We start from the raw sequence: 25041 nt of genomic DNA, 5'->3' as shown, positions 1-25041 counted from the left end.
AATATTTGATTCACTAAAGTACTGAGATATGCGATGCCTTTTTCATGCCTGTTGGTGACTCTAAAAATGTGTTTAGTCATGAGAATTTCTTTTGGGAAAAAGTTATGCGGAGCGCAAGCGAGGCAGGACTGCCACGAATGAGGATTGGAGAAAGATACAAAACGATTGTATCATTTAAAAAGGACGATTATGACAATTATCGGAAGAGTGACAAGGGATGCCGAGGTGCGCAACCTGTCAAACAACAAAAATGTAGTAAGTTTTTCAATAGCCGTGAACCACGACTACAAAGACAAAAACGGGACTAAAGTGACCCAAACGGAATTTTTTGACTGTGCCTATTGGTTTTCTACAGGTGTGGCGCAGTACCTGACCAAGGGCAGCCTTGTAGAACTTGCAGGGCGTGTGTCTGCCCGTGCGTGGATGGGCAACGATGGCGAGCCTAAAGCAGGGCTGAACTTCAACACCACCGACATTAAACTGCACGGGGGAGCGAAAAACGAAACGCAGCAGGCGCAACAAAAACCACAACAACAGGCGCAGCAGCAGCCCGTAAACCAAACAGCGAGCGCAGCCCCTGTGCAAAATGCTGAGCCACTGCAGCCTGCCAATGCAGCAGCAGCACCCGTGTACGAAGCCGAAGTACTCCCTAATGGCGAAGTGCCTAACGATGACCTGCCATTTTAATTACTAACCTTAAAATCTGAAATCATGGCACATAATATAAATTTCAACGAGCAGACAGGGCAGCCCGCCTTTATGAGTGTAAAACAACCCGCATGGCACGGGCTTGGGCAGATTGTAGAGAACTACCCGACAAGCCGTGAAGCCATAGCGGTTGCAGGCTTGGATTATGAAGTAACCAAAGCCCCGATTTTTGCAAGGGGCGCAGGGCTATTCGATACCTATCCTGTACCCGACCAATACGCCACGATGCGCACCGATACCAAAGCCGTTTTTGGCGTGGTGGGCAATGACTACCAAATTGTACAGAATGCCGATGCGTTCGCCTTTTTCGATGCCATTGTAGATGGTGGCGAGGGCATACTGTACGAAACCGCAGGCGCACTCGGCAATGGGGAACGCATTTTTATAACCGCCAAGCTGCCCGGCTATATTCGTGTGGGCAACGGCGATGACGTAACACAAAAGTATATTTTCCTGACCACCTCCCACGATGGCAGTGGGTCAATTACCGCAGCCTTTACGCCTGTGCGCATCGTCTGCCAAAACACGCTTAATGCAGCGTTGCGCAATGCGACCAATGTCGTACGCATACGCCACACCGCAGGGGCTAAAGAACGTTTGGAGCAGGCACATAAGGTGATGGGCGTTGCCGATAACCTGTCCCTACAATTGGAGGGCATTTTCAACGAGTGGGCTAATGTGCGTATTGAAGATAAACAGGTAAAGCAATTGATACAGTTGGCACTTTGCCCGAACAAAGAAACCTACAACCTTTTAAAGAAAGGGGCTACCGAAGAACTTTCAACGATGTACAAAAATGCCTGTGATGCGGCATTCGAGTACGCTATGGCTGACGATACCCAAAGCCTTGTAACAACCAAAGGCACTTTGTTTGGCGCATACAATGCCGTTACGGGCTACTACCAAAATGTACGCAGCTTTAAAACGGGCGAGGACAAACTGAAAAGCATCTGTTTGGGCGGCACAGCACAGGCACGGGGGCAAAAAGCCTTTGACCTGTGTGGAGATTTCTCTAAAAACGGGGCGGTTGCCCTGCAATTCAACTGATAGTTAACCGCTGCACCGCTTAGCGGTGCAGCATAAAATTTATTGTGATGAGCATATTAGCACAAACCACAGAACGCAAGGCGGTAACCACGCTTAAAAAAGTACTGCCCATTTTTGAAAGACTTGACCACGTGGCAATGACCGCAGCCGATGCCTTTGACACCGCAACCGCCCTGAACCTGATTAGGCGTGTGATAGAAAGCAACCCCGAACCCAAACGTAAACCAAAAAAATAAACGCCATGCCCGTTACAAATTTTTTCGCCCATATCGCAGCCATCCCGTTCGAGGGCTGCCTGAACATTACCGTCAAAAAAGACGGGGAGCAACTGACCACCTCCGTACTGCTGCAAAATGAGGGCTGTGGGGATGCCGCCAAAAACCATATACCGCCCCTTATTTTAAGGGGCAGCGCAAAGGAATTGTGTGAGGGCTTTTTTGATGCTGTCAGTACACCCGTTGCCGAAACCTCGAAACTGCTCGTGAATATGGAAGCCTACCTTAAAGGGCAGGAAGCTGCCAAGAAAAACGCAGCAATGGAAAAGAAGAAAACCGAAAAAACGGATAAAGCCGATAAATCGGACAAGCCCACCACGCCCGAGGAACTCAAAGAAATGAAATATATCGGCATTATGGCGGAAGTGGATAAACTCGAAGCAGCAGGCAAACACAGGGAAGCATGGCTAAAAGTGCCAAAAACTACTGAGTTCCCCGACAAAGCCGAGGAAATGCAAAAACGCAGATCAAGCCTGTCGGCTCAGTTCAGCCCCGACCTGTTTGGCGCAGAGCAGCCTGCCACAGCTATAACAAATGTTGAACCTAAAACGGAAGAAGATGCTACAGACCACACTACTGCGGAGGGTATTCCTGATGAAAGACAAGGGGAATGAGGTTGAACTGACCGACCCCGACCCGAAATGGAGCGTGGAAGCCGTGATGAATTTCTATGCGAACACGTACCCGACACTAACGACCGCCAAAACAGTCGGCCCTGAAATTACAAACGATACCGTACAGTACCGTTTTGAAACCACTATGGGGACTAAAGGATAATAAAACTAAAGTTATGGACTATGCAACAAATAATAGCGGGGCAGTTACGGCTGCCCCAAAACAAAAGGCAAAAGCTGCTGCACAAAAACACAGCCGAGTTCCTGACAGGCTTGCAGCGCAGGAAAGACACCGCAGAGGTGCTTGCCGACCGCCCGACTTCAGCCCCTGTGGGGCTGCTGCCTATGGTTTTCTGAAAACCCGTTTTTTGCCACACCACACAGGACAGGGAATTACAGACAGCAGAGAAAAAGAGCACTTTTACTATAGTTACGGGCTGCTGTGCAAACATTACAGTATCAACCCTGTAGATACCACAGGGTTTGCCTATCCCTACGGCAGGGAGGTTGCCCTACACGAAGCAGCACGGCTGCTCAACGAAAAGTATTCCCAACATATCGGTTTGGAACTGTTGGAGGATAACGGCAATTTTGTAGTTGAAGCAACAGAAACCTGTTATACGGGAAGAACCCTCTTTTATATTCCCGTGTTGCCCCTGCATTATATGATGCAGGACAAGAAGCACCGTAAAGGCGCACGGCTCTTGCTTTGCGTGTTCAGCTACCTGTTCCATACTGTAAATATTCCATATTACACCGAGGACAGTTTTTTGTATTGGCACTATGAAATGGTATCAGAATGGGTACAAAATGACCCCGATGATTGGGAACAAAAAGACTATTATGACTATGTAAGCCAGTTAAGGGCTGCACAGCATTACGGGGAAACCATGCTGCGCAGGATTTGGAACACTCTGCATTTTGACCATTTTGGGGAATGGCTCACAGCCTTTAAGCCCATTGATGATTTGGATAAGGAATGCCATCGCATTGCCCAAAAGTTTTACCAACTATGGCAGTACTACCCTGAAACTTCTATCTACGAACACGCAGATAAAAACTGCCTGCCCGACTATGAAAACGACGATTTTGATGATGATGAATGTATCACAATGGAAAAATATGTCGGTTTTGTGGCTTCCACCGATGGGTGGCTGTATGAAAATGTGCAACAATCCGTTAACGGCTTTTTTAGCGAAAGCCTTTCAAAGCAAGAACCTGTACTAAAACGCTTCTTTGATGGGCAGCCACAGGATAACGATACCCTTGATTTTGAATGCCGATTGTTCCCACTTCTGAATGAATTGTGTTACCTCCTAAACAACTACGACTATGACACCAAACGTCCCACTATACCAGCCTAAAGCCGCCCTTGTGGTTTTTACCGCAAGTGGTTTTACTGCCCCCTATATTGAATATTACGATATGGACGAAAGCGGATGCCCTATAAACCCGCACCCGTTAACGGTACGGGAAGCGCAAAGCCTTGCCAAAGCCCTTGACACCCGTGAGCAGGCGGGAAAGGCGTTCCTGCGCCCCGAGGGTGTACTGCCTGATAATGTGCTGCACCTTGACCCCTCCGCTAACGGCAGCGTGGTTTGGTACACCAAGCCCCAAAGGCAAACTCTGTACTTTGCCGAAAACCTGGGTTTGGATAACGGCACGGTTGCCCTGCCTGCGCTCGTTTGGAAAGCCACTAAAAAGGAACTGCAACTATTTGCGCTTAACGGCAAAACCAAACCCAAAGCCGAAACCCCATTATTCCACGCCCCGTTTTTTAACCTCTACCAAAAAGGTACGGTTTGTATGGGCAATGTCGATGTTGCCATAAAATCCGCTGCCACCTTGGAGGAATTTATTACGGCATGGCAGGGGTATTTTTTCGGGAGTTATTTTTCCCACCATATCAACGAACACAACCCCATTGGCGTAAACCTGTTTAACCTCTACAAAGAACTGATGGCTGACCCTGAAAAACCATTCCCTACCTATACCCTCAGAACCACACCGCTAACCCTTAATAACCTACTGTAATGGAAACTAAGATAAAAGCACATTTTACCGCACCTGAACTGTTGAACCCTACCAACCCCATAACCGTGTGCCTTATCGGGGCAGGCGGTACAGGCTCACAGGTGCTGACAGGCTTGGCACGGATGTCGCACAGCCTGCAACGATTGGGACACGCAGGCTTTCAGGTCAGCCTGTGGGATGATGATGTGATTACCGATGCCAATCGTGGCAGGCAATTATTTGCGGAATGTGAAGTCGGCTTATCCAAAGTAGCCGCCCTCATAACCCGTACCAACCGATTTTTTGGAACAGCTTGGAAAGCCGTTGAAAAACCCTTTACCGTTGATACCGCAACAGGCAGGAATGCGATTTATATTTCGTGTGTGGACACCGCAGCAGCACGTTTCGGCATAGCTGATGTTTTAAATGATTTGGATTTGAGTACGCACCGTTCCGATATTCCCCGCTACTGGATGGACTTCGGCAACAGTAGGGACACGGGACAGGTTATTCTGTCCACCATTGGCAATATCAAACAGCCTGTATCGGAAAAGTTCCTGCCTGTGGGCAGCCTGCCACAGGTTACAAGTGAATTTTCGGAACTGCTTAAAGCAGGCGACACCGAAGACCTGCCAAGCTGCTCACTTGCCGAAGCCCTTGAAAAGCAGGATTTGTTCATCAACTCCGTTTTGTCACAGATGGGATGCAGCCTGTTATGGCAGCTACTCAGGCAGGGGCTGACCCTTGAGAGGGGTTTCTTTCTGAATTTGGGGAATTTTCGCAGCCAACCGTTAGCGGTTGGCTGATTATATTGGATGGCGGCGCAAAAAGGCAATCCCTCCCTGTGGTCGGGAACGCCTTTTTGCGGTTTGGAAGCGGATGCGCCCACATGGCAACAGCATCGGGATAAACCCTGCTGCACTTGCCGTGCGGGCGCTTTGTTTTTCGGGAGGGTTGTCATAACCCTCCCTGGTTATCAAAACACTTTATACTCTAAAATAAATAATCATTGGCTTCCTTGTGGTAAACCCAGGGCTATCTTGGCTAATAGTTATGTTTCAGAACTTATTATATCACCAAATCTATCAATCTCTGGCGAAGTTGAAACCGTTTTAGCCCTTCCTTTAACCATTGTTTCGGAAACGAAGATAAACTGACCTTTTTTGTGTACAAAGTAGTTTGATTTTAGAAGTTTGAAATGTCCTTTGCGGAAATGTGGCATTTTTGAAAGTGGTGAACTCTCCTTCTCTTTAATCTTTTCAGATGTACTTAAAGTAAAGTTCTTTGCTGACAAATCTTCACTTCGTTCTAACAAATCCTTTGGAACTCCATCGACAACACAATCAGGAAAACAATTCATATAAGCAATTGTATTAATTGCAAGTCGGAACATTTTGGATTGAATTAGAGAAATTTCGTCTTCCTTCTTGTTAACATCGGAATAAAATTTATCCGACATCAGCCCACCATTGTCAGCCAATGAAAAATAGAGTTGTACGCTATTATCATCCTCTAAACTTAAAGAAAAAGCGTATCCTTCAGATTCATACGGCAAATGCAAGGCAAATTGGTATACTTGTCGGTTACTTTGAATTTTTGAATATATATGGAAGATATCTTTACTTGTTCCTTTTTCATTTAGAAATTTTTTAATATTCTCTAAGTCAGACAATGGCGTTGACTCAAGAAAACTCCGTAATTGCCGATCCAAAAAGAAAATGTGCAATAATTCCCCTCTTGAGTCCTGTCTCCACAACTCTAATCCTGAAACTATTAATTGTCTGGAGCCCTCATTATCAAATGACCTTAAAGGGGCATTTAATATATTGTTTCGAAGTATGGCGAATATTTGGTCATCAGTATATTCAGGAGTCAGCTTCTTCTGGATCCCATAGAAATTTTGCCAAAAATATTTTAACGGTTTGCTGTAATAGACTTTTCTAGCCATATCAGTTTCTTTTTAATTAATTTGTAGAGCAACTCAAAGTTTGAATTCTATAGGGAATGCAGTAGGCTATATGTAATTAGTTGTCCGGACAGATCTGAACCACTTTAAAAATCTCCATTTTTTTAATTAATGCTTTTAAAGGTAATTACTTTTAACCTTCACTCACATTGTGACCCACTTTAATTTGTTGATGTTCCCCACGTTAATTCTCATTATGTATTCATCTTCACCAATAAAGCTCCATGTTCTCTCGGAAAATCCACATCCTCCTTTGTCCCTCGCTTTAACTAAAACTTTACCAAGTGGATAAAACGTACGTATGTACTCACCCTTCTTATAGTATTGCTCTACAAGCTCAAGTTCTTCTTTTGTATCACAAATTAATAGGTAATCCTGGCCGTTCCCAAATCTTCTTGCACATTCCAATCGCCCGGTGAAACTCGCTATTTTATTCTTCCTTCCTATTCTTTCGCATGAGCGGAATAGTATGGGTCTTTCTGTTGGCATATAATTCTTAAGGACAATATCCCAGACATCAAAAAAAGCTTTTCTCTTTTCATCGGGTCCGGTACAAAGCCAATTGCTGATAAATCCTCGCGTAGCTTCAGTAATTTTTGCATCAATAGTAAGAATATCAATCAGGTTTTCAGCAATATCCTTTTTCTTGCTTTCCGATAATCTGTAGTTAAAACGGTCATTCATAAAAAAAGCAGTATTGCATCTCCGGCACTTACGCATTCGGTAGTTTGTTTGTCCGCGGGGCGATGCTGGTTAACGGCAATGAACATACAAAATATTTCTTTACGTCTTGTACGGAAAAACTGAAAAAATTTAATATAGGTAACTTTACCTGTTTTTTCAATAATAAAGGAATTTTAATACATTTACCATAACAACCACCAACATAAGCAATAATTATTGCAGCATTAATAAGGACTTATATGGAAAATAATGTCTTATTCGTAACGACATACTGGACCCTCAACCAGAACAGAAAACTTTATTCCACTATCGTCTACCTCAAGAAAGACGACTGGAATGATTGGTTTGAATTTTACACCCTCTACAACGCTAACCTGTACATCAACGGGCAGGAATTTTCACTCGGTTATGTGAAGATTGGACATAGGACAGAAAGTAAAACGGTACTGCCGGAAACATTCACGGAACTTGATGATTCCTATTTCTCACTGGGGCAGGATTTGTCATATTATGAAAAGTTAAATAGCATCGGCGAGACAACACGGGACGAAATTCTTGCCGGACTAAATGATATTTGCTTAAAGGTAGACCTGTACGAAGAGGTTAAGGATCTTGAAGTGACAAGAACCTCCCTGCTTAGGGACATTAGCCGTGTTTCTGTTGAAGGGCAATTCCGAAGGCTGGTGCAGGGAGATGCCACACTTACTTCATTTGAGTTTGAATATATTTATCCGAAAATTAAGGAAAAACCACAGGCCAGGATTCAATTCGATGTTCAGCCCAATTCGAATCCCCCTACAAATATCCACGTTGTTATTGGAAGGAATGGGGTTGGTAAAACCTTTCTGTTCAATAACATGATTTCGACGCTGCTCAATGCAAACCGCAGGAATTCAAGGTACGGGTACTTTAATTTTAATTCTCCTGATAATGAAAATTCGTTTGCAAATATAGTTTCGGTATCATTTAGTGCCTTCGATGAATTCCTGCCTGTAAAAGAAGACAAGGAAGGTCGAAAAATTAAATATACCTCAATCGGTTTACGAAAAATTGAGGATGACAAAGTCTACATCAAAAGTCCCAATGAGCTGAAAGATGAATTTGTGGCCGCAGTAGAGAAATGCAGAAAAGGAAGCAAGAACCAATTGTGGCTAAAGGCACTTGAAATTTTGGAGACCGACCCGATTTTTAAGGCAGCACAAGTGACAAAGATTGCAAAGATTGCGGAAAACAAAGCTTTTGTCAATGAATCGAAAACCGTATTCTCTAACCTAAGCTCCGGCCACAAGATTATACTTTTGTCCATTACTAACCTTGTGATCCACATTGAAGAAAAAAGCCTTGTCATCATCGATGAACCCGAGACCTATTTGCACCCGCCACTGCTTTCAGCCTTTGTCAGGGCACTTTCTAACCTGCTAACCAAACGGAACGCGGTGGCAATCATCGGTACACATTCGCCTGTAGTACTTCAGGAAGTACCCAGGTCCTGCGTAATCAAACTGGTGCGGCGTGGCAGCAATATCTTAACCAACAGGCTTACCATCGAATCTTTTGGCGAAAATGTCGGTATACTTACACGGGAGGTTTTTGGCCTGGAAATAACAGAAGCCGGCTTTCATGATATCCTGCAGGAACTATCAGAAGAGAAACTCAATTACAAGGATGCCCTTTTGGAGTTGAACAACCAACTCGGGCTAGAGGGCAGGGCAATATTGCGTAACCTTTTTAATTAGCAAGGATGAAATTTATCGTAAAACCGGAAATTACCGTCGAAGCTGTACTCACAGCCTGTATTTCCAATCTGTCCGATGTTGCCTTAAAAGACGAGTATACAGCCAAAGTCAGGATTCTAAAAAGCCACGAAAACATATTGGAAAGGAAAATTCGATCGCTCGAGTTGCATACAATACCTCAGAATGTTCAAATAAGCGCAATTGCAAACGAAACTGCCCTAAAAAAGCTATACACTGATAAACTGTCCAAAAAAGGCCAGCTCGCTAGAGAAATCTATGATGATATAATGATACTGGCGCCAAATGAAAAATGCCCGTACTGCAATCACCGGCCGGCAGATACTCTGGATCATTTTCTGCCTAAAGCTAATTTCCCAATCTATTCCATAACCCCAATAAACCTCTTGCCAGCGTGTACACAATGCAACAAAGGTAAGTTAGGTTCAATACCGACCAGGGCATCGGAACACACGTTGCACCCGTATTTTGATAATATTGAAGATATCCAATGGCTGGAATGCATAATCGTACAGGTGAAAAAGATAAAATTTGAATTCAGGGTAAAGCACCTGCCACGTACCGATGTAATGCTCCGTCGCAGAATGGAACACCATTTTGCATCCTATGGGCTTAATGAGCTATACAAGTCACAGGCCAGTTCGGAATACATGAACATCGAATCCCATTTGAAACGTATTTTTAACAACAAGGGAAAAGAAGAATTACGTGAATTTTTATTTGAGGCATATTTGTCAAGGGCTGAAGTAGACATCAATTCCTGGCAAACAGCCCTCTATAAAGCCCTGCATGATAACGAAGATTTTATCGAAGGAAAATTTCTTTAAAAATTGCGTTCAGTCGAAATGTCATTCAGTAGAGAAGACCCTGAACATATTTTTTTAACTATTCTCATATGACACTTACCCTAATATCGTTTAGCATAACATCCTGAATAAGAAATAAAATTCTGCTATATTTGGGTACTAACACTATTTTAAAGCGCATGGCAGCAGACGGTAAATTTTTGGAGAAACTCGTTAACATTGTTGAAGAGGTTTACAGGTCCAGCCCCGGCACCGAAATCCTGCGCAATTATAAGATTACCAATGTTGATGGGGCGAAAAGGGAATTTGACCTGATTATCACTTCGCAAATCAACGGCTATACCATTACCATAGCCATCGAATGCAAACAGTACAGCAAAAAGGTCAGCGTGGACAAGATTGAGGCTTTCTACGGCAAATGCCAGGGCATTCCCCAAATCGATAAAAAGATATTTGTAGCGGAAAACGGTTTTCAGCAGGGTGCTCTCGATACCGCAAAAAGATGTGGCATAGAATTGTACACATTTGCTGAAATCGGGCAGCGGCTTAGGGAAACCTTGCAGGTCAACAGGGTGAAACCTGTCTTTAAGCGATTTGAGATACTATCAGTAGGTTGCGAGTGCGACGGTGAACTGCCAGAGATTCCCCTGGAGGATGTAACCGTTTTCCATTCGGTTAACGGTAGGGACACTTATAATTATTATGAATTGCTAATAGAGACAGCGCGGCCTGAAGCGGCAATACTTAATTACACAGCACTGTTTAATCATTTTAAAGACCACCAGACAAGTCAGAAGGTAAATTTTAAAGCGCTGCTTACCGGAATCTATTTTATCTATAATGATACAAGGATATACGTGCGGCAGATTGAATGCAATGCTGTAATCGATATCGAGTTGTCCGACATGCATCTTATCGAAAATACATACATGGCGGTAAATCAGGACGAGCCTAAAGCAACCACACTTTCCTTTGACCTGGATAATAAAGTCACAGGCAGTATCGTCATGGATAAGGATGAGAAGCTGCATTTTTTTGATACTACAGGCAACGAAATTAATAAACTGGAGGTTATGCTGGAATACGATACAGCATCAGGGCAGTTTAAAAAGCCAGCTAGACCATAAATTAAGACCAAGGATATGTTTAAATTTTATTCAATAGATAAGGTAGGATTAGTAAATCAGTTAATCGGGACAACAGCAAGCCTGCGTCTGTCTGCGGCCTATACCTTTAACGACCCTTATGAGCTGAAATTTAACCTTGCCATTGATCCATTTGCCAAAGGACAGGAAAGCGAGTATTTTAAGGTTAATCCAAACCATTCTGCTGCAGATTTCAGCTATTGGCAGGAGCACGTTTCGCAAAACAGCCACTACGTGTGGTTTGCTGAGCAGCAGCAGCGCCAAGCGCTGGCCCAATCATTTTTACTGAGTTGCTTTAGCGAAAGCAATTACAATAACCTGATGTGGTCGCATTACACAAATAATTATCAGGGAATCTGTGTTGAATACCATCCCGATATTTTTGATAAGCTCAGGGAAAGCAAAGGGTTCTTAGGTTTCGGTAAAGTGCAGTACTCTGAACAGCCTCCGCTGGTGGACAGCCTTGAGGATCCGGGCAGCAAACTGATGAAAATGGTGTTCAACAAACAGTTGGAATGGCAGTATGAAAAGGAACACCGCCTTGTGTTCCAAAGCAGGGAAGAGCAGTATTTTATACCGGTAGCTCAAAAGTATATTAAGGCAGTTTATATCGGTTCCAGGGCAACAAAGGAAACAGTGGACGCTGTGCTTGAAAGTTGCAGGGATACAGGAATAAAAATATTTTATGCCATCACTATGGGTGATTCCTATAAGGTCGGATTCGAAGAGCACAAGGAGAAGACCATTTACATGCGCAGCTTCTTTTAAATAATTTTATTCCTCTAGCCGATGAACCAAAATATAAAATACGGCTATCACGAGCCTACGGGAAAAGTAGTGCATATCTTCGCTGCTCGGAACGGGCTCTCCTGCCAGTGCCGTTGCTTCGAATGCAATGAAAAGCTTGAGGCTGTCCAGGGAACAAAGAAAGAGTGGCATTTTCGTCACAACAGTACTTCAAGCTGTAAGGGTGGGCCAGAAACGGCGTTGCACCAACTTGCGAAACAGATAATTGTGGAGAATGCAGAAATTAAACTTCCGCAGACTATTTTGACCTACACGAATGCCTTTATGGAGCAAAGGCTCGGTCAATTCACACCTGATGTAACCGTCTCAAGCCGGCAGGGAAAGGTATATTTTGAAATTTGTGTAACCCATACAATAGATAATCCAAAGGAGCAATTTTACAGGAACTCTGAAATGAAAAGCATTGAGATTGATCTGAGGCAAACAGCCCGGGATATTACTCCTGAAAAGTTAAAACGACAGCTTTTGGACTCTGCTCAATACAAACGTTATATCTATTGGTATCCCGAAGACGAACAAAACGCAGTGTCACATAAGCTTGAAAGTGATAATAACCTGCTGAGATGGATCTGCCTTATAGCAGCAGCTGCCGGTTTTCGTTATTATTTTCTAAGGCGAAGAAATTGGTAGATGTAATTTACACACCGCTTAACGGTTATTGATGCCGCTCGTTTTCCATTGTGCAAAATCGGCATAGAGTTTTTGCAGGCCTTCTGCTTCTATAAATAAAATCATTTCCGCCTTGCATTTGGTTTTAAATCCTCTAAATCGCGTCAGTTCTGAAAGTGGGATTGCGGCGAGCTCGCCGACAGTCGATATACCGACATACTCAAAAAAGTTCAGCATTCTCCTGCTGAATGCAAACGTACATTCTGTAAGGGGCATGCTGAGCTTTGACGAAATATCTACCATACAAACCGTTACAAGTGAAATGATTTTCCGTGTAATGGCCCTGCTATCACCTAATATTGAATGTATTACATTCTTAAATGGAAAACAGGCACTTGAGTATCTTAAAACAGCCCAAACGCTGCCAGAAATGATCTTTACCGATATTAATATGTATCTGATGGACGGAAAAGAATTTATAAGCAGGCTTATCGAGGATGAACGGACTAAGAAGATACCTACGTATGCTTATACAACGCCCTTTATGTTCAGCCATTTAGAGCCTGATATAAAAAACCTTTTCTCCGGTCAGATTTTTAAAATGGTAAATTTCAGTGATTTTGAATTTAACCTCAGAAAAATAATAAAAAGGAATCATATATAATCGTAATTATCATAGGGCAGTAAAATCTCTTTTACAAGGACATATCAATTTTCAAAAAACTTTTAAGTTGTAAAATCTTAAAAGATTCTATGGGTAATTTTGTAAATGATTTTAAATTTTTAAAGATAACTTTGTGAAGCAAGTGGTACATCCCCAATGCCTCTTGCAAAAATACTGTATGCAATTCCCTGCTCTAAGCAGGGAATTGCATACAGTATTTTTCCTTTGAATCGTTATTTATTATTTAACGATGTAATTAACAAAGCCTTCATCAGTATTTCTTTAGGTATTTTTTTTGAGAAAGACTCTTCCTGAGAAATGTTAAGCATAATAATTGATCTTTTATTTCCACTTCGCATAAATGCATGCTAACGTAAAGTTTTACTTTTTTTAATCTAACAGGTAATAGAATTTAAAATGGAATATTCCAAAGTGTTTAAATTATAAAGGTTTAGGCAAAATACCGCAACAAATATGATCTCCTGCACCGTTAATTTTGGGCAAGTGTATAAGACTAATTACATTTCGAAGCAAAGGGAATTGTTCCTTTTGTTTCTTTTGGAAAGTTTTCAGAAGTTTGGTAAAAGCCCCTGCAATTGCAGGGGCTTAGTTTTTAACGCTCATTATTTTCTGAATTCTTATTAAAAGATTTCATGAACTGATAAAATTCTTTAAGACGCCACCAGGCAGGACAATCGTCCTGTTTTCCTTTATGGTTCTCAATGAGAACAAAGGCATGAGCGAGGAAGCGCTCTGCATCTGTGATTTTTGCATAAGGTTTCCAGTTGACTTCCTTTGGGGGCGGGTTACCCGTAAAATATCGCTTTATTTCTTCTACTGTCATAATCTCAAAAATGAAAGCCCTTCCGGGGAAGGGCTATAGAATAACATAATGGAATTGATGAAATTGAACGTGGCTCAAAATTAAAAAGTGAAAATATTCATGTCAAGAGTCTTAACATTTTTTTTAATACCGGGTTTCTAAGCACTATACTGAGTGGCTTCTATACCTATTTTAATTCTTCGGTAGCAAGTGATATTATAAAAATATTACTTTTGTAACCTATAACAATACATAAACTACTGCATCTTTACCGCCCTCTTAACAGAGGGCTTTTTTGCGCAGCATTATATTCATTAGTGATAAATCAAAAAAAATCGGCTAATGCATCTATAATTGGTAAGGCTTTTGTTATCACCAAAATAGTATATAACAAAAAGCGAAAAATTTTATAAATAAGCATAAAAGTCCAAATTTTAATTTTGCAATAGGCATAGTGAAAATCAGTTCCCCCCACTGATTTTTTTTAAAAAAATGATCCCTGTTATATGCAGGGATTTTTCTATTACATTTGTACCGCTACAATTGTGATTGGTTGGTATATTGTAGCTTGGTTATTTGGCCCTCATTGGTGGTTCTTTGAGGGCAATTTTTTGCAATAAAAAACCCTTCCGGAGAAGGGTTTGGAATAAAACAATAGGATTGATAATTTGAGCACCTGACAAAATTATAAACAGGTACTTTTTACGTCAAGAGTGTTAACATTGTTTTAACCCACTTGTATGATAGATAGTTGTCAGTAAGCGTAGAATTACCCCTCACTCTAAATTAACGAGATTTACAAAGGATATTCGATTTGTAAGTTTGTAGAAACTACTCTAAAGACTTTTCTTATATTTGCAGCATATTTTTTCATTTGAAATAAATAGTAAAATTGGTTAATGCCTCCTTGTTATTTCAGGGGGGCTTTTTTCTTTTTTACAGCACTTTCATAAAAAGTAAATAAATTTTTAGAATATAACTTACGCACTAAAGATAGTTTCGAGAAAGATGGTTAAAACGCAATACCCTCAAACTGTTCTCATTTTCTTTATTGTAGTTAAGTAAGCAGATTTTTTCTTTTATATTTGTAATGCTACAATCGTGATTGGCTGTCTAATTGTAGCGTTGATTAATATAGCCCTCATTGGTGGTTCTTTGAGGGCATTTTTATAAAGGCTATCAAATTGTAATATTGCTCCCGATGGCTTTGTTTAGACTTCAGATGCTGATTAATATATGAGTTTAAGCTTGGGTGAGATCTTCACAACATTGTAAAATGTACAAATGCAACAAATCCGAAAATATTTTGACCGTACGTTTAAGCTGACTGAACAAGATTGGCAGATTTTTTCTTCTAAACTTACAAAACAGGATTTTCCAAAAAATCATATTCTCTTAAAAGCAGGGCAAATCGAAAATAACCTTTCATTTATTGAAACAGGAATTGTACGTTTCTATATTCCTAAAGAAGAAAACGATCTTACATTTGCTTTTTCCTTTAGCAATAGCTTTGTAAGTGGATATAATTCATTTTTAATCAGAAAACCATCAGTATATTACATAGAAACTTTAGGCAAAACAACACTTTGGCAACTAAGTTATGAGGATTTACAAGAGATTTACGAAAAAACAGAAATCGGCAACCTCATTGGACGTAAGACGAGTGAAGAACTGTTTTTGAAAAAATCACAAAGAGAGCTCTCTCTACTCAATGAAACGGCAGAGCAGAGATACCTTAATTTGTTTATCGAACAACCTGAATTAATAAAAGAAATACCCCTGAAATATATTGCTTCTTATATTGGTATTACCCCACAGGCGCTGAGCAGAATACGCAAACGAATTTCTTAACTTGGGTTCATTGCTTTACCTGAAACAACAAACGAACTTTGCTGAAAAAAAAGATGAAACCTTTAATAGTTTTACTTATTTCATTTATTGCCTCATTATTATTGACAAAAATATTTCTTGGCACTTATGATTTGGCCTTATCAGGTAGAGTTGGAATGTCCGCAATGCTGGTGTTTTGCGCTATAGGGCATTTTGCTTTTACAAAGGGTATGTCTTTGATGATACCTGAATTTATTCCATTCAAAATAGAGGTTATTTACCTGACAGGACTTGCAGAAATTATTTTTGCTATTGGGCTTTTATTGCCCGGTTATAGGGTTTTTACCGCTTGGTTGCTTATAATTTTTCTGATATTAGTACTTCCCGCCAACATTTATGCTTCGATGAAACAAGTGGATTATCAAAAAGCAACATTTGATGGAAGTGGCTTAACTTATCTATGGTTTAGAATACCTCTACAAATACTTTTCATTGTTTGGACATATCTGTCGGCAATCTGGAAATAAAAAACCCTTCCGGAGAATGGCTTAATATAACAATTTGATGAAATGATAGATCATTAAAAACAGATAATTTTCATGTCGAGATGCTTAACAAAATTTTAAAGCACAATACTAAAGTGATTTATTAATTTGCCTGAAGTGTAAATCTCTTTACCTAAAACATAAAATCTTTGGTTTTTTCACTGTTATATTTGAAATATTTTATTTTAGATAATAAATATATTGGTTATTTAAACCTCGTCTTTAGGCGGGGTTTTGTTTTTACCTATAAAATCATACAACAGTTTAATTATAATACTGTAAGTAGTCTTTATTTTTGAGTATTACCTTTCCTAAAGCAGGTGCTACATCCCCATTGCCTGTTGCATAAATATCCCTAATGCGGGGTTTTTGTTTATCTTTGCACAGCTACAATCATGATTTGGTTGTTTAATTGTAGCGTTGAATACTATAGCCCTCATTGGTGGTGCTTTGAGGGCATTTTTATAATCTTCGCCTGGGAATTCTGTGAATGACCAAAATTGATTTAAAGGAGTTGTATTAAGAAACACTAACTTTTTTTACCACTGCAATTAAAGCATTCAATTCGTCCAGTTCTTCTTTTAAACGGGAAACCTCGCAAAAGGTAATTGCTCTCTGGTTTTTAGCAACAAAATGTTTGAACGCCTTTTGGTACTCACGGCGTTTTGAATCCTGTAACTGCGCCAGCAGTAAAAGTTTTTGGGTAAAATCCATAGCGCAAAATAATTGATAAACTGCGCTTTAAAGGCCTAACGTAGCTTATAGTTGATAAAAAACTATAGAGTAAAGTGGTAGGGCAAAGGTACTCAAATAAAATTTAGTCTGTTAACTTTTTCAGTAAACGGTAGACTAAAATCGGTAAAGTGATAGTGTGTTATATTCCTGACCAATAAAAAACCCTTCCGGAGAAGGGCTTAGAATAATGGTCTTATGATCTGTCTATTGCATGGCAAATTTATATGCACCTAATTTTGATGTCAAGTGTTTTAACATTTCTTTAATTTTACTGACAAGCAAATAATGTTAATTAGATATAGTATATATAATAATATCAAGTTGTTAGCTATGATAATTTAATAATTTCACTTTTTTGTGGTAATCAAGTTACTTAGTTTCTTTTTTTCTTAATTCGGCATAATGATACATCTTAGATAAAAAATCATTTAAACTTTCCGTCTTTAATTCAGACAACGAAAACTCAATAATCCCAAAATAGGCGGTAATTCTAAGAGACTTTTTAAATGATGTAAATAAAAAGAAAGCCGAAATTATGGTAATTAACATACTAAACCAAAAAACGCCTAGTAAAGCACTATTTGAGTTTGACTCAATTTCTGTATAAAAATAAAGCGTTACTAAGGCGAATATACAAGTAAGAACTTTATAGTAATCCATCTTCTTTTTGATTACCTCATGGGAAATTATATTTTTAAGTAAAATCTCTTTATTGCTTTCCTGGGTTATCTGGAAAATTCTATGCGTCGTAAGGGTTATAGAATTATCATTTGAAATCATGATAATTTTCTCATCTTCTGTTGATTCCATGCTGCCTCCCGAAATTAAAGACTTGTGAACACATCAATTATGTCGTTGTAGCTGCTGGAATTATCAAATGAGGCGAGAACTCTACCGGTATGGGTACGATCTTTTAATTCGATAGTTTCTTCAGAATGATTATATGTCAACGCATATTTATTCTGACCTACAAAAAACCAAATCATATTTGCCGGGGTGCCATTGTACTCCCTGACGGATATCTCGCCAGTGCTCCTCCATATAACGGCACCTAACAGGGCCAGAGAAACACCTTCAACATTTCCCGCATGATGGTTAGCTCTGCCCAAAACGCCATTTAAATACGTTTGTAAAGTTTCAATTGAATTGATTGATATTGCCATAATTTTATTTTTAGTGCGCTAAAAATAAATAAGATGATTGGGCGATTTGTACGTAAAAACACCTGTTTTTTTGAAATTATTTACCAACAAACACCGCAGCACCTAAGCAGACTACGCCGATGATAATTAGCAACCATCCGATATAAGTTAAAATGTTTTCAATAAATGGGGTAACTACAGCCCTCCTGTAATTCTTAAATTCCTGTATTCCTGACTGGTTTCTTCTGTAAAAACGATTTCTGCCAACGAGTAATCGCAATGTTATACCCGTGGCTGAGGCAAGGACTCCTATGATGATAAATGCGATGTTATTACGTCCCATGAATTTAAAATTTAAGGGAAGTTACCAGAAATTATTGTGAAAGGACATAGCACAAATGCGACAAAAATATGCAATTTTGTGCCATACGAATTGAAAATTACTAGTTACACTTTCTTAGTTGTAGTGTCAACAATTATCCCTCCTTCAGAAAGTATGAATGTTTGCTGTTCAAAAATCTTTTCCATTAAAAACCATACCCTGTCAACGTTTGAAAACATTTTTTTCTGATTGTTATTTTTAATTGTCAATGAGCCTGTATAAACGATACTTTTAATTTTGTGTGATTGACTTGGAAATGTAGCAATGCATTCTCATAATGATATTACTTGCTTACTGTTACGGAAGGTTCCTTATTTCCTGGATAATCTCTGAGAAAGTAAGTAAAACCGAAATCCTATGTAATTCTAATTTACAAAATGCTATATTAGCAAAAACAAAAAGTATGACATATAAAGAAAAGTTAGACGAGTTAGACAGGGTAATCAATCAAAAACTCACAATTTACAATGAAATACAAGAAGATCTTGAAAGTGAGAGTGTATTCAAGAAATATAATATTGTGGACTATGAAAATGCAATGGATGCACATACATTGGCTGTAAATAATCGTGGGAATGTATCTAAAGAAATGATAAGACTCGGATTATCATTAAACGACGACTACGTAGGATAATATGATTTGCAGATGGAATTGTGAACTTAGAAAAATAAATCCAGTAACAAGTTATGATTCTCTTTCTTAATTAATTGAGGCTTTTTTATTACATTAGTAAGAAACTAAAATTAATAGATATGGACGATTTCGATTTTGAACAATATGAAAGAGAAGCTGCCGAACGAGATGCAAGAATGAAAAAGAGAGAAGAAGACGCGGTTGCTGATATCACTAAATATTTTGACAGAATACACGATTATCTTTCTAACTATAACAATTTGCTAATAGGTGCATTTTTTGCACTTGCCCAATTTCAAGAAAATATCTCTCGATGGACTATATTATTTCCGGTAGCTAATCTATGGTTTTTAATAATCATAAATTATAGACAAATGAAGAATGCAAGATTTATGGCTAATATTACTACTACACCCATTGACGAAATTGATAAATATGGAAAATCAATTTCGAGGACTAACGCTCTATCTCTTTACGCAATAATCTCTACTTTTGGTGTAACTGTTGCATTTCTTTGTTATTTAGCCATTTACTAAACCGCCGGATAAAAGATTAACAGTCAAAGAAATTTGGTTTAATTAAAGTATACTTACCAAAAATAATTTAATGATTGATTAGCATGAACTACTTGAATATCCAGAACTAATCATTCTCGAAATATGTTTATTATACCTAATTGTAAAATCTCTCTATTTCATCTAAAGACAAATCTTCAAGTACTCCCATTGAGGAGTGCTTTACCAATGCCCAAACCGAGAATAATTCATTGCCTTTGTCGTCAAAATACTTTTTAACGTAAAGATCTTCAATCTGAAGAGAATTTTTCCCTAATCTGTGATGTAAAACCGAGCCTATTAAATTGTTTTTTTTTGCTTTTTCTAAGTAGCATTGTGCTTCTGTCATGGAATTAAAATTTAATTAAGTTGTCTGAGAAATTTTTAGATTTCTTATTCGTTAAATCGGATCAATTAAATTTAACATTTTGTAATAATTAATATTTACAAAATTTCTTTAAAACAACATTTTATTTCAGTTGTGTTAATAATAATTTTAAGTTCAGTATCTAGTGCTTATGAAGATAGACATAGTTTTAGTATCTCATTTAAAACATTTCAACGATTTTATTTTCTCCTGTATACACATTGAATGTAACCAACACTCATTTCTTTAATGTTTTCATCTAAATGTGCTTGTCTCTGTCTTTGATTAAAAATTTTATATTCATCTAAAACTTTTTCAGTCCACTTAGTCTCAAACTCTCTTTCAAACTTTGGTCTAATATCCTGAACCGTATTAGAAAAAAGCATTCTATCAAAATATTTTTCATCAAACAAGTTATTCAAATCATCCTCTGTAAAGAAATGTTTAAAGTAATTATGTACATTCTTATTTTGGGAGTTACTGTATGAATGTGATTTCGAGTGAACTCTGACATATATCAAAGAACCTTTTTGTGTCCTTGAAGTTATCTGAGAAATAATATATTTCGAATCCTCTATCGAAAAAAAATGTAAAAAGTCAGATGCAATTACTAACGAAAAGATTTCTTGAGGAATTTCTTTTTCTGGAATTGTTATATTTAACAAATGTAACTTTTCAAAAGCATCTCCAGTGTATGATTCTATTCTTTTTTTTAAGAAATTTAATTGAAACTCTTCATTGTCTATTGCAAATATCTCTTTTCCAGTCTTTGAAAACTCTACTAAAAAATTACTTTGTCCGCACCCTAATTCAAGTATAGGTCCGTCAATAAACTCTTCCTCAAAATTTCTAAGCAAATTTTGACTTTTGTGAATCATTACTTCGTTTGAAATTATCTCATTATAGAGTTTCCAATATATTTCTAAAGTTTTGTCCATTACTAGTGTTTAAATATCAAATATATTAAACAATTTATTTGTTATAACACGTAAAACCACCTATTTAATACAGAAACGCTTTAACACATACCAAAAAAAGATACTTTCGCATCTTTTATTCTTCTAGTTTGAAATTAAAATCCAATATTTTTTTAGGATGCACTTTAAGCCCTCTAGCTAGATCAAGTAATGTAGTGACAGCGGCATTACGTTTTCCATTTTCGATATCACTTAACGTAGCCTTAGTTAACTTTTCACTATTAGCGGCTACCTGATCCTGAGTAAGATTAAGCTGTTCACGTAATGTTCTTACATGAATGCCAAAACTAATTAATCTTTTATCTGGTACTTTGCTCACTAATATAGATTATTTATAACAAAAAGCGTAATTTTTTTTATAATAAACGTTACAAGAACTTATAACAATTTGATTTTTTTTAGTATTTTCGTAATTGCAATAGCTTCTTCTTTTGAAAGCTGTTTTATTATTATATTTTTGCGATACTTCAAAAAGTATGAAGCATTCGCTTGGAATCCCGAACGGAAAACTGGTAATTTTTTAGCAACGGGAAGATAAGTGCAAATGCTCACGCCATATATGGCGTGGGCTCACTTATTGTTGCTAGGTATACCAGTGCCTCCGTTCGATAAGTTGAGTTTAAACCCACGCCTCCTTTTTAGGAGTTTTTTCTTCACTCTCAGCTTGTATTCTTAGCGCACTTCTTTTTTTTATTTGGTTTCGCAAACGATAGAGTTTAACCTTAAATCCGTTTTGCGTATGGTTTAGTTTTTTCATAGTTAAGTAGGCCCGGCCAGTACTGGTATTCCCTTTTCGAGTTAGTTTAGGGGAAAGGCCGGGTTGCTTTTTTTTCTTATCGGTACACATAAAAATAACCCTCAGACGTCGGCAAACTAACCTGAGGGCTTTTAGACTAACAAACTCAAATTGTCTCATTAATCTTAACCAATGTTATGAAAATTTTTTCAGCAAACAAAGGGCTAAGGGTGCTTTTCTATTCTCTTATTTTAGCTTCCCTGCCAATCAGTGCCTTAGCCCGGGCACATGCTTCACCCACTGGTAAAGCATATTTTCAGCAAATCCTGTCAGGAACGATCTCTGATGCTACAGGCCCCTTACCGGGAGCTATTGTTCTGGTCAAAGGGACCACGCGATCGGTTGCCGCAGATTCTCAAGGTAAGTACACCATTGCCGCAGTTACCGGTGATGTGCTGTTGTTTTCCTTTACAGGATATAAGAATCTGGAGGTTATCGTAACTGCCCAAAGTGTAATTGATGTTTCCCTGGAGGAAGACTCTACCCAGCTTAAGGAACTTACTATAAACGCGGGATACTACAGCGTAAAGCAGAAAGAAGCTACAGGCAGTATCGCCAGGATTACTTCCAAAGATATCGAAACCCAGCCCGTGACCAATATGCTTGCTGCCATGCAGGGCCGGATGGCAGGGGTTTCCATTACACAGTCCACAGGGGTTCCCGGTGGTGGCTTCTCCATTAAGATACGGGGAACCAACAGCCTGCGCCAGGACGGGAATGATCCGTTGTACATCATCGATGGGATGCCGTTCAATGCCGCAGCCTATGGCGCATCGAATACGGGCCTGATACTGCCGGGGTCAGGAACAAATCCGCTCAATAGCCTGAACCCTTCCGATATCGAAAGCATTGAAGTTTTGAAAGATGCAGATGCGACAGCAATTTACGGCTCAAGGGGTGCGAACGGAGTTGTGCTTATTACGACCAAAAAAGGGAAAGGCGGCAAAACGGCGTTCAGTATCGAGAGCTATACCGGTTTTGGTACCATAACTAAAAAGTCCCGCCTTATGAAGACACCCCAGTATATCGCCATGCGCAAACAGGCTTTTTACAATGACGGGGTGACCGAATATCCCGCCTATGCCTATGACATCAACGGCACCTGGGACCAAAACAGGTATACCGACTGGCAAAAGGAGCTTATCGGCGGCCCCTCGGTGATAAACAGTTTGCAGTCTACCATAAGCGGAGGCAATGAGCAGACCCAGTTTCTGATTAGCAATACAATTTACGGGGAAACGACCGTATTTCCCGGAGACTTTGATTTCAGGAAAGTTGCAATGAACTTTAACCTCAACCATACCTCTAGGGACAAGCGTTTCCGGTTATCTTTTTCCGGAAATTATATAACGGATCGCAATAACCTGCCAGCGACAGATCTGACGAAAGCCGCCTTAACGCTGTCTCCCAACGCTCCGGAGCTCTATGATAGCAGCGGTGGGCTCAATTGGGAGAATTCGACGTGGAGTAATCCTGTGGCGGTACTCAACGAGCCGTATGAAAATAAGAACAATACCCTGATAGGCAACACTGCTTTGCAGTACCTGTTAGCGGATGGGCTGGAGCTTAAAACAGCTTTAGGATTCACGCAGAACCGTTTTAAGGAATCCAGGGCCACGCCCTCAACCATCTATGATCCTGCCTTTGGATTGGGCACCGAATATTCCTCACTGTCCTTAAGCAGTGTGGATGCTAGATCATGGAATTTTGAGCCGCAGCTCAACTACAAAAAACAACTGGGACAGAGTACAGTTCAGGCATTGGCCGGGATGACTTTTTTGGAACGAAAAAGCACGCAGGAGGGGCTGATCGCCCAGGGCTATTCAAGTAACAGCCTTATTTATAATCCTGCTATGGCCTCGATGGTCTTTGCCCTGCCCACAAATGATGTGGAATACCGCTACAATGCCGTATTCGCCCGCCTTAATTATGATTATGCAGGGCGTTATATCCTTAACCTTACAGGCCGCCGTGACGGGTCAAGCAGGTTTGGTCCAGGTAAGAAATTTGCCAACTTCGGCGCTGTGGGCGCAGCATGGATTTTTTCTAAGGAAAACTGGTTTGACAGACTGCCTGCTCTTAGCTTCGGTAAGCTAAGGGCCAGCTATGGCACTACGGGCAACGATCAGATCGGGGATTACCAATTTCTGAACCTCTATGGCTATTCGGGTAATAGTTACAACGGTATCCCCGGATTGCAGCCCGTGAGGCTATTCAATCCTGATTTTAGCTGGGAGACCAATAAAAAACTGGAAGCTGCCATCGAAATCGGACTTTTCCAGGACAGAGTATTCGTTAGCTCAGCATGGTACCGCAACAGGTCATCGGATCAGCTCGTAGGCATTCCCCTGCCTGGGACGACAGGTTTTTCCTCGATACAGTCGAACCTTGATGCTGTTGTCCAAAATAGCGGCTGGGAATTTGAACTCAGGCTACAGCCTGTACAAAAGAAACATTTTGGATGGAATGCAAACCTAAATGTATCCCTTCCCAAAACAAAACTGCTTTCCTTCCCGGGGCTTGAAAGCTCTACCTACAGAAATCAGTATATAATAGGTGAGCCATTAGACATTATACAAGCCTACAATTACGAAGGCGTTGACACAGAAACGGGGTTGTACCGGTTTACGGACTTTGACGGGGATGGCACCATTACCGCCAACGGTGACAGAAAGGCGGTGGTAAGGCGCAATCCAAAATATTTTGCCGGCTTGCAGAACAGTTTACGTTTTAAAAACTGGAACCTTGACTTTTTGCTGCAATTTGTAGATCAGATGGGTACAAAGAGCGCCCACATAGGCTATCTGCCGGGTTCTGTTTCAAATCTCCCTGTTCAAAACGGCTCGGTATGGACACAACCAGGCGATGTAGCATCGGTTCAAAAATATGCAACAGGTTTGGACAATGCAGCTACCACCGCATTTTACAGGTTTCTGGCGAGCAATGGCTCTTATACGGATGCTTCCTATCTCAGGTTAAAGAATGTTTCGCTGTCCTATATGCTGCCGGCATCCTTCTCTGAATCGGTTGCCAGCAAGGTATACGTGCAGGCCCAGAACCTCTTTACGATCACCTCCTATAAAAATGCGGATCCCGAAACACAATTCTCAGGTTACCTGCCTCCGTTGCGCATCGTATCATTTGGAATGAAACTAACTTTCTAA

Annotated in this window: 31 protein-coding genes; 19 read left to right on the top strand and 12 right to left on the bottom strand. The window is 39.9% G+C overall.

The genetic code is table 11. The annotated features are described in order from the left end of the window. The first annotated feature begins 189 nt into the window (after window positions 1–189). From DEU42_RS08885 to DEU42_RS08850, 8 genes are read left to right on the top strand one after another with little or no spacing between them, the layout of a single operon-like run. Entirely contained in the window at window positions 190–687 is a 498-nt protein-coding gene (locus tag DEU42_RS08885; RefSeq protein WP_114757935.1) for a single-stranded DNA-binding protein, read from the top strand. 24 nt (window positions 688–711) lie between these two features. Then, window positions 712–1755, top strand: coding sequence for a DUF932 domain-containing protein (locus DEU42_RS08880; RefSeq protein ID WP_114757934.1), 1044 nt, complete (start codon window positions 712–714; stop codon window positions 1753–1755). A 47-nt stretch (window positions 1756–1802) separates the two neighbouring features. Further along, on the top strand, window positions 1803–1991 hold the full coding sequence (locus DEU42_RS08875; protein WP_114757933.1) for a hypothetical protein: 189 nt from the start codon (window positions 1803–1805) through the stop codon (window positions 1989–1991). 5 nt (window positions 1992–1996) lie between these two features. Beyond that, window positions 1997–2644 (top strand): prtrc system protein e, encoded by a 648-nt coding sequence (locus tag DEU42_RS08870; protein WP_199509076.1) that lies wholly within the window; start codon window positions 1997–1999, stop codon window positions 2642–2644. Beyond that, window positions 2589–2807 (top strand): PRTRC system protein C, encoded by a 219-nt coding sequence (locus tag DEU42_RS08865; protein WP_114757932.1) that lies wholly within the window; start codon window positions 2589–2591, stop codon window positions 2805–2807. Before DEU42_RS08870 ends, DEU42_RS08865 begins: the two co-directional genes overlap by 56 nt. Before the next feature lie 13 nt (window positions 2808–2820). Continuing rightward, window positions 2821–4008, top strand: a complete 1188-nt coding sequence (locus DEU42_RS08860; RefSeq protein ID WP_158537868.1) for a hypothetical protein — start codon at window positions 2821–2823, stop codon at window positions 4006–4008. Beyond that, window positions 3977–4678: a PRTRC system protein B gene (locus tag DEU42_RS08855; protein WP_114757930.1), complete on the top strand. Its 702-nt coding sequence runs from the start codon at window positions 3977–3979 to the stop codon at window positions 4676–4678. Before DEU42_RS08860 ends, DEU42_RS08855 begins: the two co-directional genes overlap by 32 nt. Continuing rightward, window positions 4678–5463 carry a PRTRC system ThiF family protein gene (locus DEU42_RS08850; RefSeq protein WP_114757929.1) on the top strand — a complete coding sequence of 262 codons (786 nt, stop codon included), beginning with the start codon at window positions 4678–4680 and terminating at the stop codon, window positions 5461–5463. Before DEU42_RS08855 ends, DEU42_RS08850 begins: the two co-directional genes overlap by 1 nt. 245 nt (window positions 5464–5708) lie before the next feature. On the opposite strand, the gene DEU42_RS08845 is transcribed toward DEU42_RS08850, so the two are convergent. Together DEU42_RS08845 and DEU42_RS08840 are read right to left on the bottom strand one after the other, a co-directional pair. Next, window positions 5709–6605 (bottom strand): hypothetical protein, encoded by an 897-nt coding sequence (locus tag DEU42_RS08845; RefSeq protein ID WP_114757928.1) that lies wholly within the window; start codon window positions 6603–6605, stop codon window positions 5709–5711. A 162-nt stretch (window positions 6606–6767) separates the two neighbouring features. Then, window positions 6768–7307, bottom strand: coding sequence for a hypothetical protein (locus tag DEU42_RS08840; RefSeq protein WP_199509075.1), 540 nt, complete (start codon window positions 7305–7307; stop codon window positions 6768–6770). Between the two features lie 410 nt (window positions 7308–7717). Here DEU42_RS08840 and DEU42_RS08835 point away from each other — a divergent pair, with 410 nt between their 5' ends. The 5 genes from DEU42_RS08835 to DEU42_RS08815 all read left to right on the top strand — a co-directional run bounded on the left by DEU42_RS08835 (window position 7718) and on the right by DEU42_RS08815 (window position 12449). After that, window positions 7718–9043, top strand: a complete 1326-nt coding sequence (locus DEU42_RS08835; protein ID WP_199509074.1) for an AAA family ATPase — start codon at window positions 7718–7720, stop codon at window positions 9041–9043. 5 nt (window positions 9044–9048) lie between these two features. Then, complete coding sequence (locus tag DEU42_RS08830; protein ID WP_114757926.1) at window positions 9049–9888, top strand: HNH endonuclease; 840 nt, start codon at window positions 9049–9051, stop codon at window positions 9886–9888. 158 nt (window positions 9889–10046) lie between these two features. After that, window positions 10047–10994 carry a restriction endonuclease gene (locus DEU42_RS08825; protein WP_114757925.1) on the top strand — a complete coding sequence of 316 codons (948 nt, stop codon included), beginning with the start codon at window positions 10047–10049 and terminating at the stop codon, window positions 10992–10994. A 15-nt stretch (window positions 10995–11009) separates the two neighbouring features. Next, complete coding sequence (locus tag DEU42_RS08820) at window positions 11010–11780, top strand: DUF2971 domain-containing protein (protein WP_114757924.1); 771 nt, start codon at window positions 11010–11012, stop codon at window positions 11778–11780. Between the two features lie 21 nt (window positions 11781–11801). Then, window positions 11802–12449 carry a competence protein CoiA family protein gene (locus DEU42_RS08815; RefSeq protein ID WP_114757923.1) on the top strand — a complete coding sequence of 216 codons (648 nt, stop codon included), beginning with the start codon at window positions 11802–11804 and terminating at the stop codon, window positions 12447–12449. Between the two features lie 18 nt (window positions 12450–12467). On the opposite strand, the gene DEU42_RS08810 is transcribed toward DEU42_RS08815, so the two are convergent. Further along, window positions 12468–12665, bottom strand: a complete 198-nt coding sequence (locus DEU42_RS08810) for a hypothetical protein (RefSeq protein WP_147278094.1) — start codon at window positions 12663–12665, stop codon at window positions 12468–12470. Window positions 12666–12702: 37 nt separating this feature from the next. Between DEU42_RS08810 and DEU42_RS08805 the strand changes: the two genes are divergently transcribed. Continuing rightward, entirely contained in the window at window positions 12703–13092 is a 390-nt protein-coding gene (locus DEU42_RS08805; RefSeq protein ID WP_114757921.1) for a two-component system response regulator, read from the top strand. Between the two features lie 613 nt (window positions 13093–13705). On the opposite strand, the gene DEU42_RS08800 is transcribed toward DEU42_RS08805, so the two are convergent. Next, a complete protein-coding gene (locus DEU42_RS08800; RefSeq protein WP_114757920.1) occupies window positions 13706–13936 on the bottom strand; it encodes a DUF6965 family protein in 231 nt (76 codons plus the stop codon). A gap of 1263 nt (window positions 13937–15199) precedes the next feature. Between DEU42_RS08800 and DEU42_RS08795 the strand changes: the two genes are divergently transcribed. Continuing rightward, window positions 15200–15766 (top strand): Crp/Fnr family transcriptional regulator, encoded by a 567-nt coding sequence (locus DEU42_RS08795; RefSeq protein ID WP_114757919.1) that lies wholly within the window; start codon window positions 15200–15202, stop codon window positions 15764–15766. Window positions 15767–15819: 53 nt separating this feature from the next. After that, on the top strand, window positions 15820–16272 hold the full coding sequence (locus tag DEU42_RS08790; RefSeq protein ID WP_114757918.1) for a hypothetical protein: 453 nt from the start codon (window positions 15820–15822) through the stop codon (window positions 16270–16272). A gap of 537 nt (window positions 16273–16809) precedes the next feature. Here DEU42_RS08790 and DEU42_RS08780 read toward each other — a convergent pair. The 4 genes from DEU42_RS08780 to DEU42_RS08765 form a co-directional block, all read right to left on the bottom strand. Further along, window positions 16810–17004 carry a hypothetical protein gene (locus DEU42_RS08780; RefSeq protein ID WP_114757916.1) on the bottom strand — a complete coding sequence of 65 codons (195 nt, stop codon included), beginning with the start codon at window positions 17002–17004 and terminating at the stop codon, window positions 16810–16812. Window positions 17005–17394: 390 nt separating this feature from the next. Then, window positions 17395–17835 (bottom strand): hypothetical protein, encoded by a 441-nt coding sequence (locus DEU42_RS08775; protein ID WP_114757915.1) that lies wholly within the window; start codon window positions 17833–17835, stop codon window positions 17395–17397. Window positions 17836–17849: 14 nt separating this feature from the next. Further along, window positions 17850–18188 carry a hypothetical protein gene (locus DEU42_RS08770; protein WP_114757914.1) on the bottom strand — a complete coding sequence of 113 codons (339 nt, stop codon included), beginning with the start codon at window positions 18186–18188 and terminating at the stop codon, window positions 17850–17852. A 76-nt stretch (window positions 18189–18264) separates the two neighbouring features. Beyond that, a complete protein-coding gene (locus tag DEU42_RS08765; RefSeq protein WP_114757913.1) occupies window positions 18265–18510 on the bottom strand; it encodes a hypothetical protein in 246 nt (81 codons plus the stop codon). Window positions 18511–18952: 442 nt separating this feature from the next. On the opposite strand from DEU42_RS08765, the gene DEU42_RS17360 reads away from it, so the two are divergent. Both DEU42_RS17360 and DEU42_RS08755 read left to right on the top strand, forming a co-directional pair. Next, window positions 18953–19183 carry a hypothetical protein gene (locus DEU42_RS17360; protein WP_147278093.1) on the top strand — a complete coding sequence of 77 codons (231 nt, stop codon included), beginning with the start codon at window positions 18953–18955 and terminating at the stop codon, window positions 19181–19183. Window positions 19184–19302: 119 nt separating this feature from the next. Then, complete coding sequence (locus DEU42_RS08755) at window positions 19303–19719, top strand: hypothetical protein (protein ID WP_114757911.1); 417 nt, start codon at window positions 19303–19305, stop codon at window positions 19717–19719. Window positions 19720–19855: 136 nt separating this feature from the next. On the opposite strand, the gene DEU42_RS08750 is transcribed toward DEU42_RS08755, so the two are convergent. From DEU42_RS08750 to DEU42_RS17620, 4 genes are all read right to left on the bottom strand, one after another. After that, window positions 19856–20086, bottom strand: coding sequence for a hypothetical protein (locus DEU42_RS08750; protein WP_114757910.1), 231 nt, complete (start codon window positions 20084–20086; stop codon window positions 19856–19858). A gap of 218 nt (window positions 20087–20304) precedes the next feature. Then, the gene (locus DEU42_RS08745; protein ID WP_114757909.1) at window positions 20305–21042 is read right to left on the bottom strand and encodes a methyltransferase; all 738 of its coding nucleotides are present in this window, start codon (window positions 21040–21042) and stop codon (window positions 20305–20307) included. Window positions 21043–21157: 115 nt separating this feature from the next. Further along, window positions 21158–21400, bottom strand: coding sequence for a helix-turn-helix domain-containing protein (locus tag DEU42_RS08740; RefSeq protein ID WP_114757908.1), 243 nt, complete (start codon window positions 21398–21400; stop codon window positions 21158–21160). A gap of 300 nt (window positions 21401–21700) precedes the next feature. Then, window positions 21701–21838 (bottom strand): hypothetical protein, encoded by a 138-nt coding sequence (locus tag DEU42_RS17620; RefSeq protein ID WP_233506648.1) that lies wholly within the window; start codon window positions 21836–21838, stop codon window positions 21701–21703. A gap of 176 nt (window positions 21839–22014) precedes the next feature. Between DEU42_RS17620 and DEU42_RS08730 the strand changes: the two genes are divergently transcribed. Continuing rightward, window positions 22015–25041, top strand: a complete 3027-nt coding sequence (locus tag DEU42_RS08730; RefSeq protein ID WP_114757906.1) for a SusC/RagA family TonB-linked outer membrane protein — start codon at window positions 22015–22017, stop codon at window positions 25039–25041.

Source organism: Flavobacterium sp. AG291, assembly GCF_003350375.1.
Classification (GTDB): Bacteria; Bacteroidota; Bacteroidia; order Flavobacteriales; family Flavobacteriaceae; genus Flavobacterium; species Flavobacterium suzhouense.
This window is presented reverse-complemented; position numbering and strand designations above follow the sequence as displayed.

Bases quoted from the DNA above. Each gene is read 5' to 3' on its own strand.
- DEU42_RS08755 (WP_114757911.1), top strand. From the start codon at position 19,303: ATGGACGATTTCGATTTTGAACAATATGAAAGAGAAGCTGCCGAACGA.
- DEU42_RS08870 (WP_199509076.1), top strand. From the start codon at position 1,997: ATGCCCGTTACAAATTTTTTCGCCCATATCGCAGCCATCCCGTTCGAG.
- DEU42_RS08830 (WP_114757926.1), top strand. From the start codon at position 9,049: ATGAAATTTATCGTAAAACCGGAAATTACCGTCGAAGCTGTACTCACA.
- DEU42_RS08780 (WP_114757916.1), bottom strand. From the start codon at position 17,004: ATGGATTTTACCCAAAAACTTTTACTGCTGGCGCAGTTACAGGATTCA.
- DEU42_RS08795 (WP_114757919.1), top strand. From the start codon at position 15,200: ATGCAACAAATCCGAAAATATTTTGACCGTACGTTTAAGCTGACTGAA.
- DEU42_RS08815 (WP_114757923.1), top strand. From the start codon at position 11,802: ATGAACCAAAATATAAAATACGGCTATCACGAGCCTACGGGAAAAGTA.
- DEU42_RS08820 (WP_114757924.1), top strand. From the start codon at position 11,010: ATGTTTAAATTTTATTCAATAGATAAGGTAGGATTAGTAAATCAGTTA.
- DEU42_RS08800 (WP_114757920.1), bottom strand. From the start codon at position 13,936: ATGACAGTAGAAGAAATAAAGCGATATTTTACGGGTAACCCGCCCCCA.
- DEU42_RS08750 (WP_114757910.1), bottom strand. From the start codon at position 20,086: ATGACAGAAGCACAATGCTACTTAGAAAAAGCAAAAAAAAACAATTTA.
- DEU42_RS08855 (WP_114757930.1), top strand. From the start codon at position 3,977: ATGACACCAAACGTCCCACTATACCAGCCTAAAGCCGCCCTTGTGGTT.
- DEU42_RS08745 (WP_114757909.1), bottom strand. From the start codon at position 21,042: ATGGACAAAACTTTAGAAATATATTGGAAACTCTATAATGAGATAATT.
- DEU42_RS08880 (WP_114757934.1), top strand. From the start codon at position 712: ATGGCACATAATATAAATTTCAACGAGCAGACAGGGCAGCCCGCCTTT.
- DEU42_RS08850 (WP_114757929.1), top strand. From the start codon at position 4,678: ATGGAAACTAAGATAAAAGCACATTTTACCGCACCTGAACTGTTGAAC.
- DEU42_RS17360 (WP_147278093.1), top strand. From the start codon at position 18,953: ATGACATATAAAGAAAAGTTAGACGAGTTAGACAGGGTAATCAATCAA.
- DEU42_RS08805 (WP_114757921.1), top strand. From the start codon at position 12,703: ATGCTGAGCTTTGACGAAATATCTACCATACAAACCGTTACAAGTGAA.
- DEU42_RS08885 (WP_114757935.1), top strand. From the start codon at position 190: ATGACAATTATCGGAAGAGTGACAAGGGATGCCGAGGTGCGCAACCTG.
- DEU42_RS08875 (WP_114757933.1), top strand. From the start codon at position 1,803: ATGAGCATATTAGCACAAACCACAGAACGCAAGGCGGTAACCACGCTT.
- DEU42_RS08860 (WP_158537868.1), top strand. From the start codon at position 2,821: ATGGACTATGCAACAAATAATAGCGGGGCAGTTACGGCTGCCCCAAAA.
- DEU42_RS08810 (WP_147278094.1), bottom strand. From the start codon at position 12,665: ATGCTGAACTTTTTTGAGTATGTCGGTATATCGACTGTCGGCGAGCTC.
- DEU42_RS08770 (WP_114757914.1), bottom strand. From the start codon at position 18,188: ATGGCAATATCAATCAATTCAATTGAAACTTTACAAACGTATTTAAAT.
- DEU42_RS08865 (WP_114757932.1), top strand. From the start codon at position 2,589: ATGCTACAGACCACACTACTGCGGAGGGTATTCCTGATGAAAGACAAG.
- DEU42_RS08730 (WP_114757906.1), top strand. From the start codon at position 22,015: ATGAAAATTTTTTCAGCAAACAAAGGGCTAAGGGTGCTTTTCTATTCT.
- DEU42_RS08790 (WP_114757918.1), top strand. From the start codon at position 15,820: ATGAAACCTTTAATAGTTTTACTTATTTCATTTATTGCCTCATTATTA.
- DEU42_RS08845 (WP_114757928.1), bottom strand. From the start codon at position 6,605: ATGGCTAGAAAAGTCTATTACAGCAAACCGTTAAAATATTTTTGGCAA.
- DEU42_RS17620 (WP_233506648.1), bottom strand. From the start codon at position 21,838: ATGAAAAAACTAAACCATACGCAAAACGGATTTAAGGTTAAACTCTAT.
- DEU42_RS08765 (WP_114757913.1), bottom strand. From the start codon at position 18,510: ATGGGACGTAATAACATCGCATTTATCATCATAGGAGTCCTTGCCTCA.
- DEU42_RS08775 (WP_114757915.1), bottom strand. From the start codon at position 17,835: ATGGAATCAACAGAAGATGAGAAAATTATCATGATTTCAAATGATAAT.
- DEU42_RS08840 (WP_199509075.1), bottom strand. From the start codon at position 7,307: ATGAATGACCGTTTTAACTACAGATTATCGGAAAGCAAGAAAAAGGAT.
- DEU42_RS08825 (WP_114757925.1), top strand. From the start codon at position 10,047: ATGGCAGCAGACGGTAAATTTTTGGAGAAACTCGTTAACATTGTTGAA.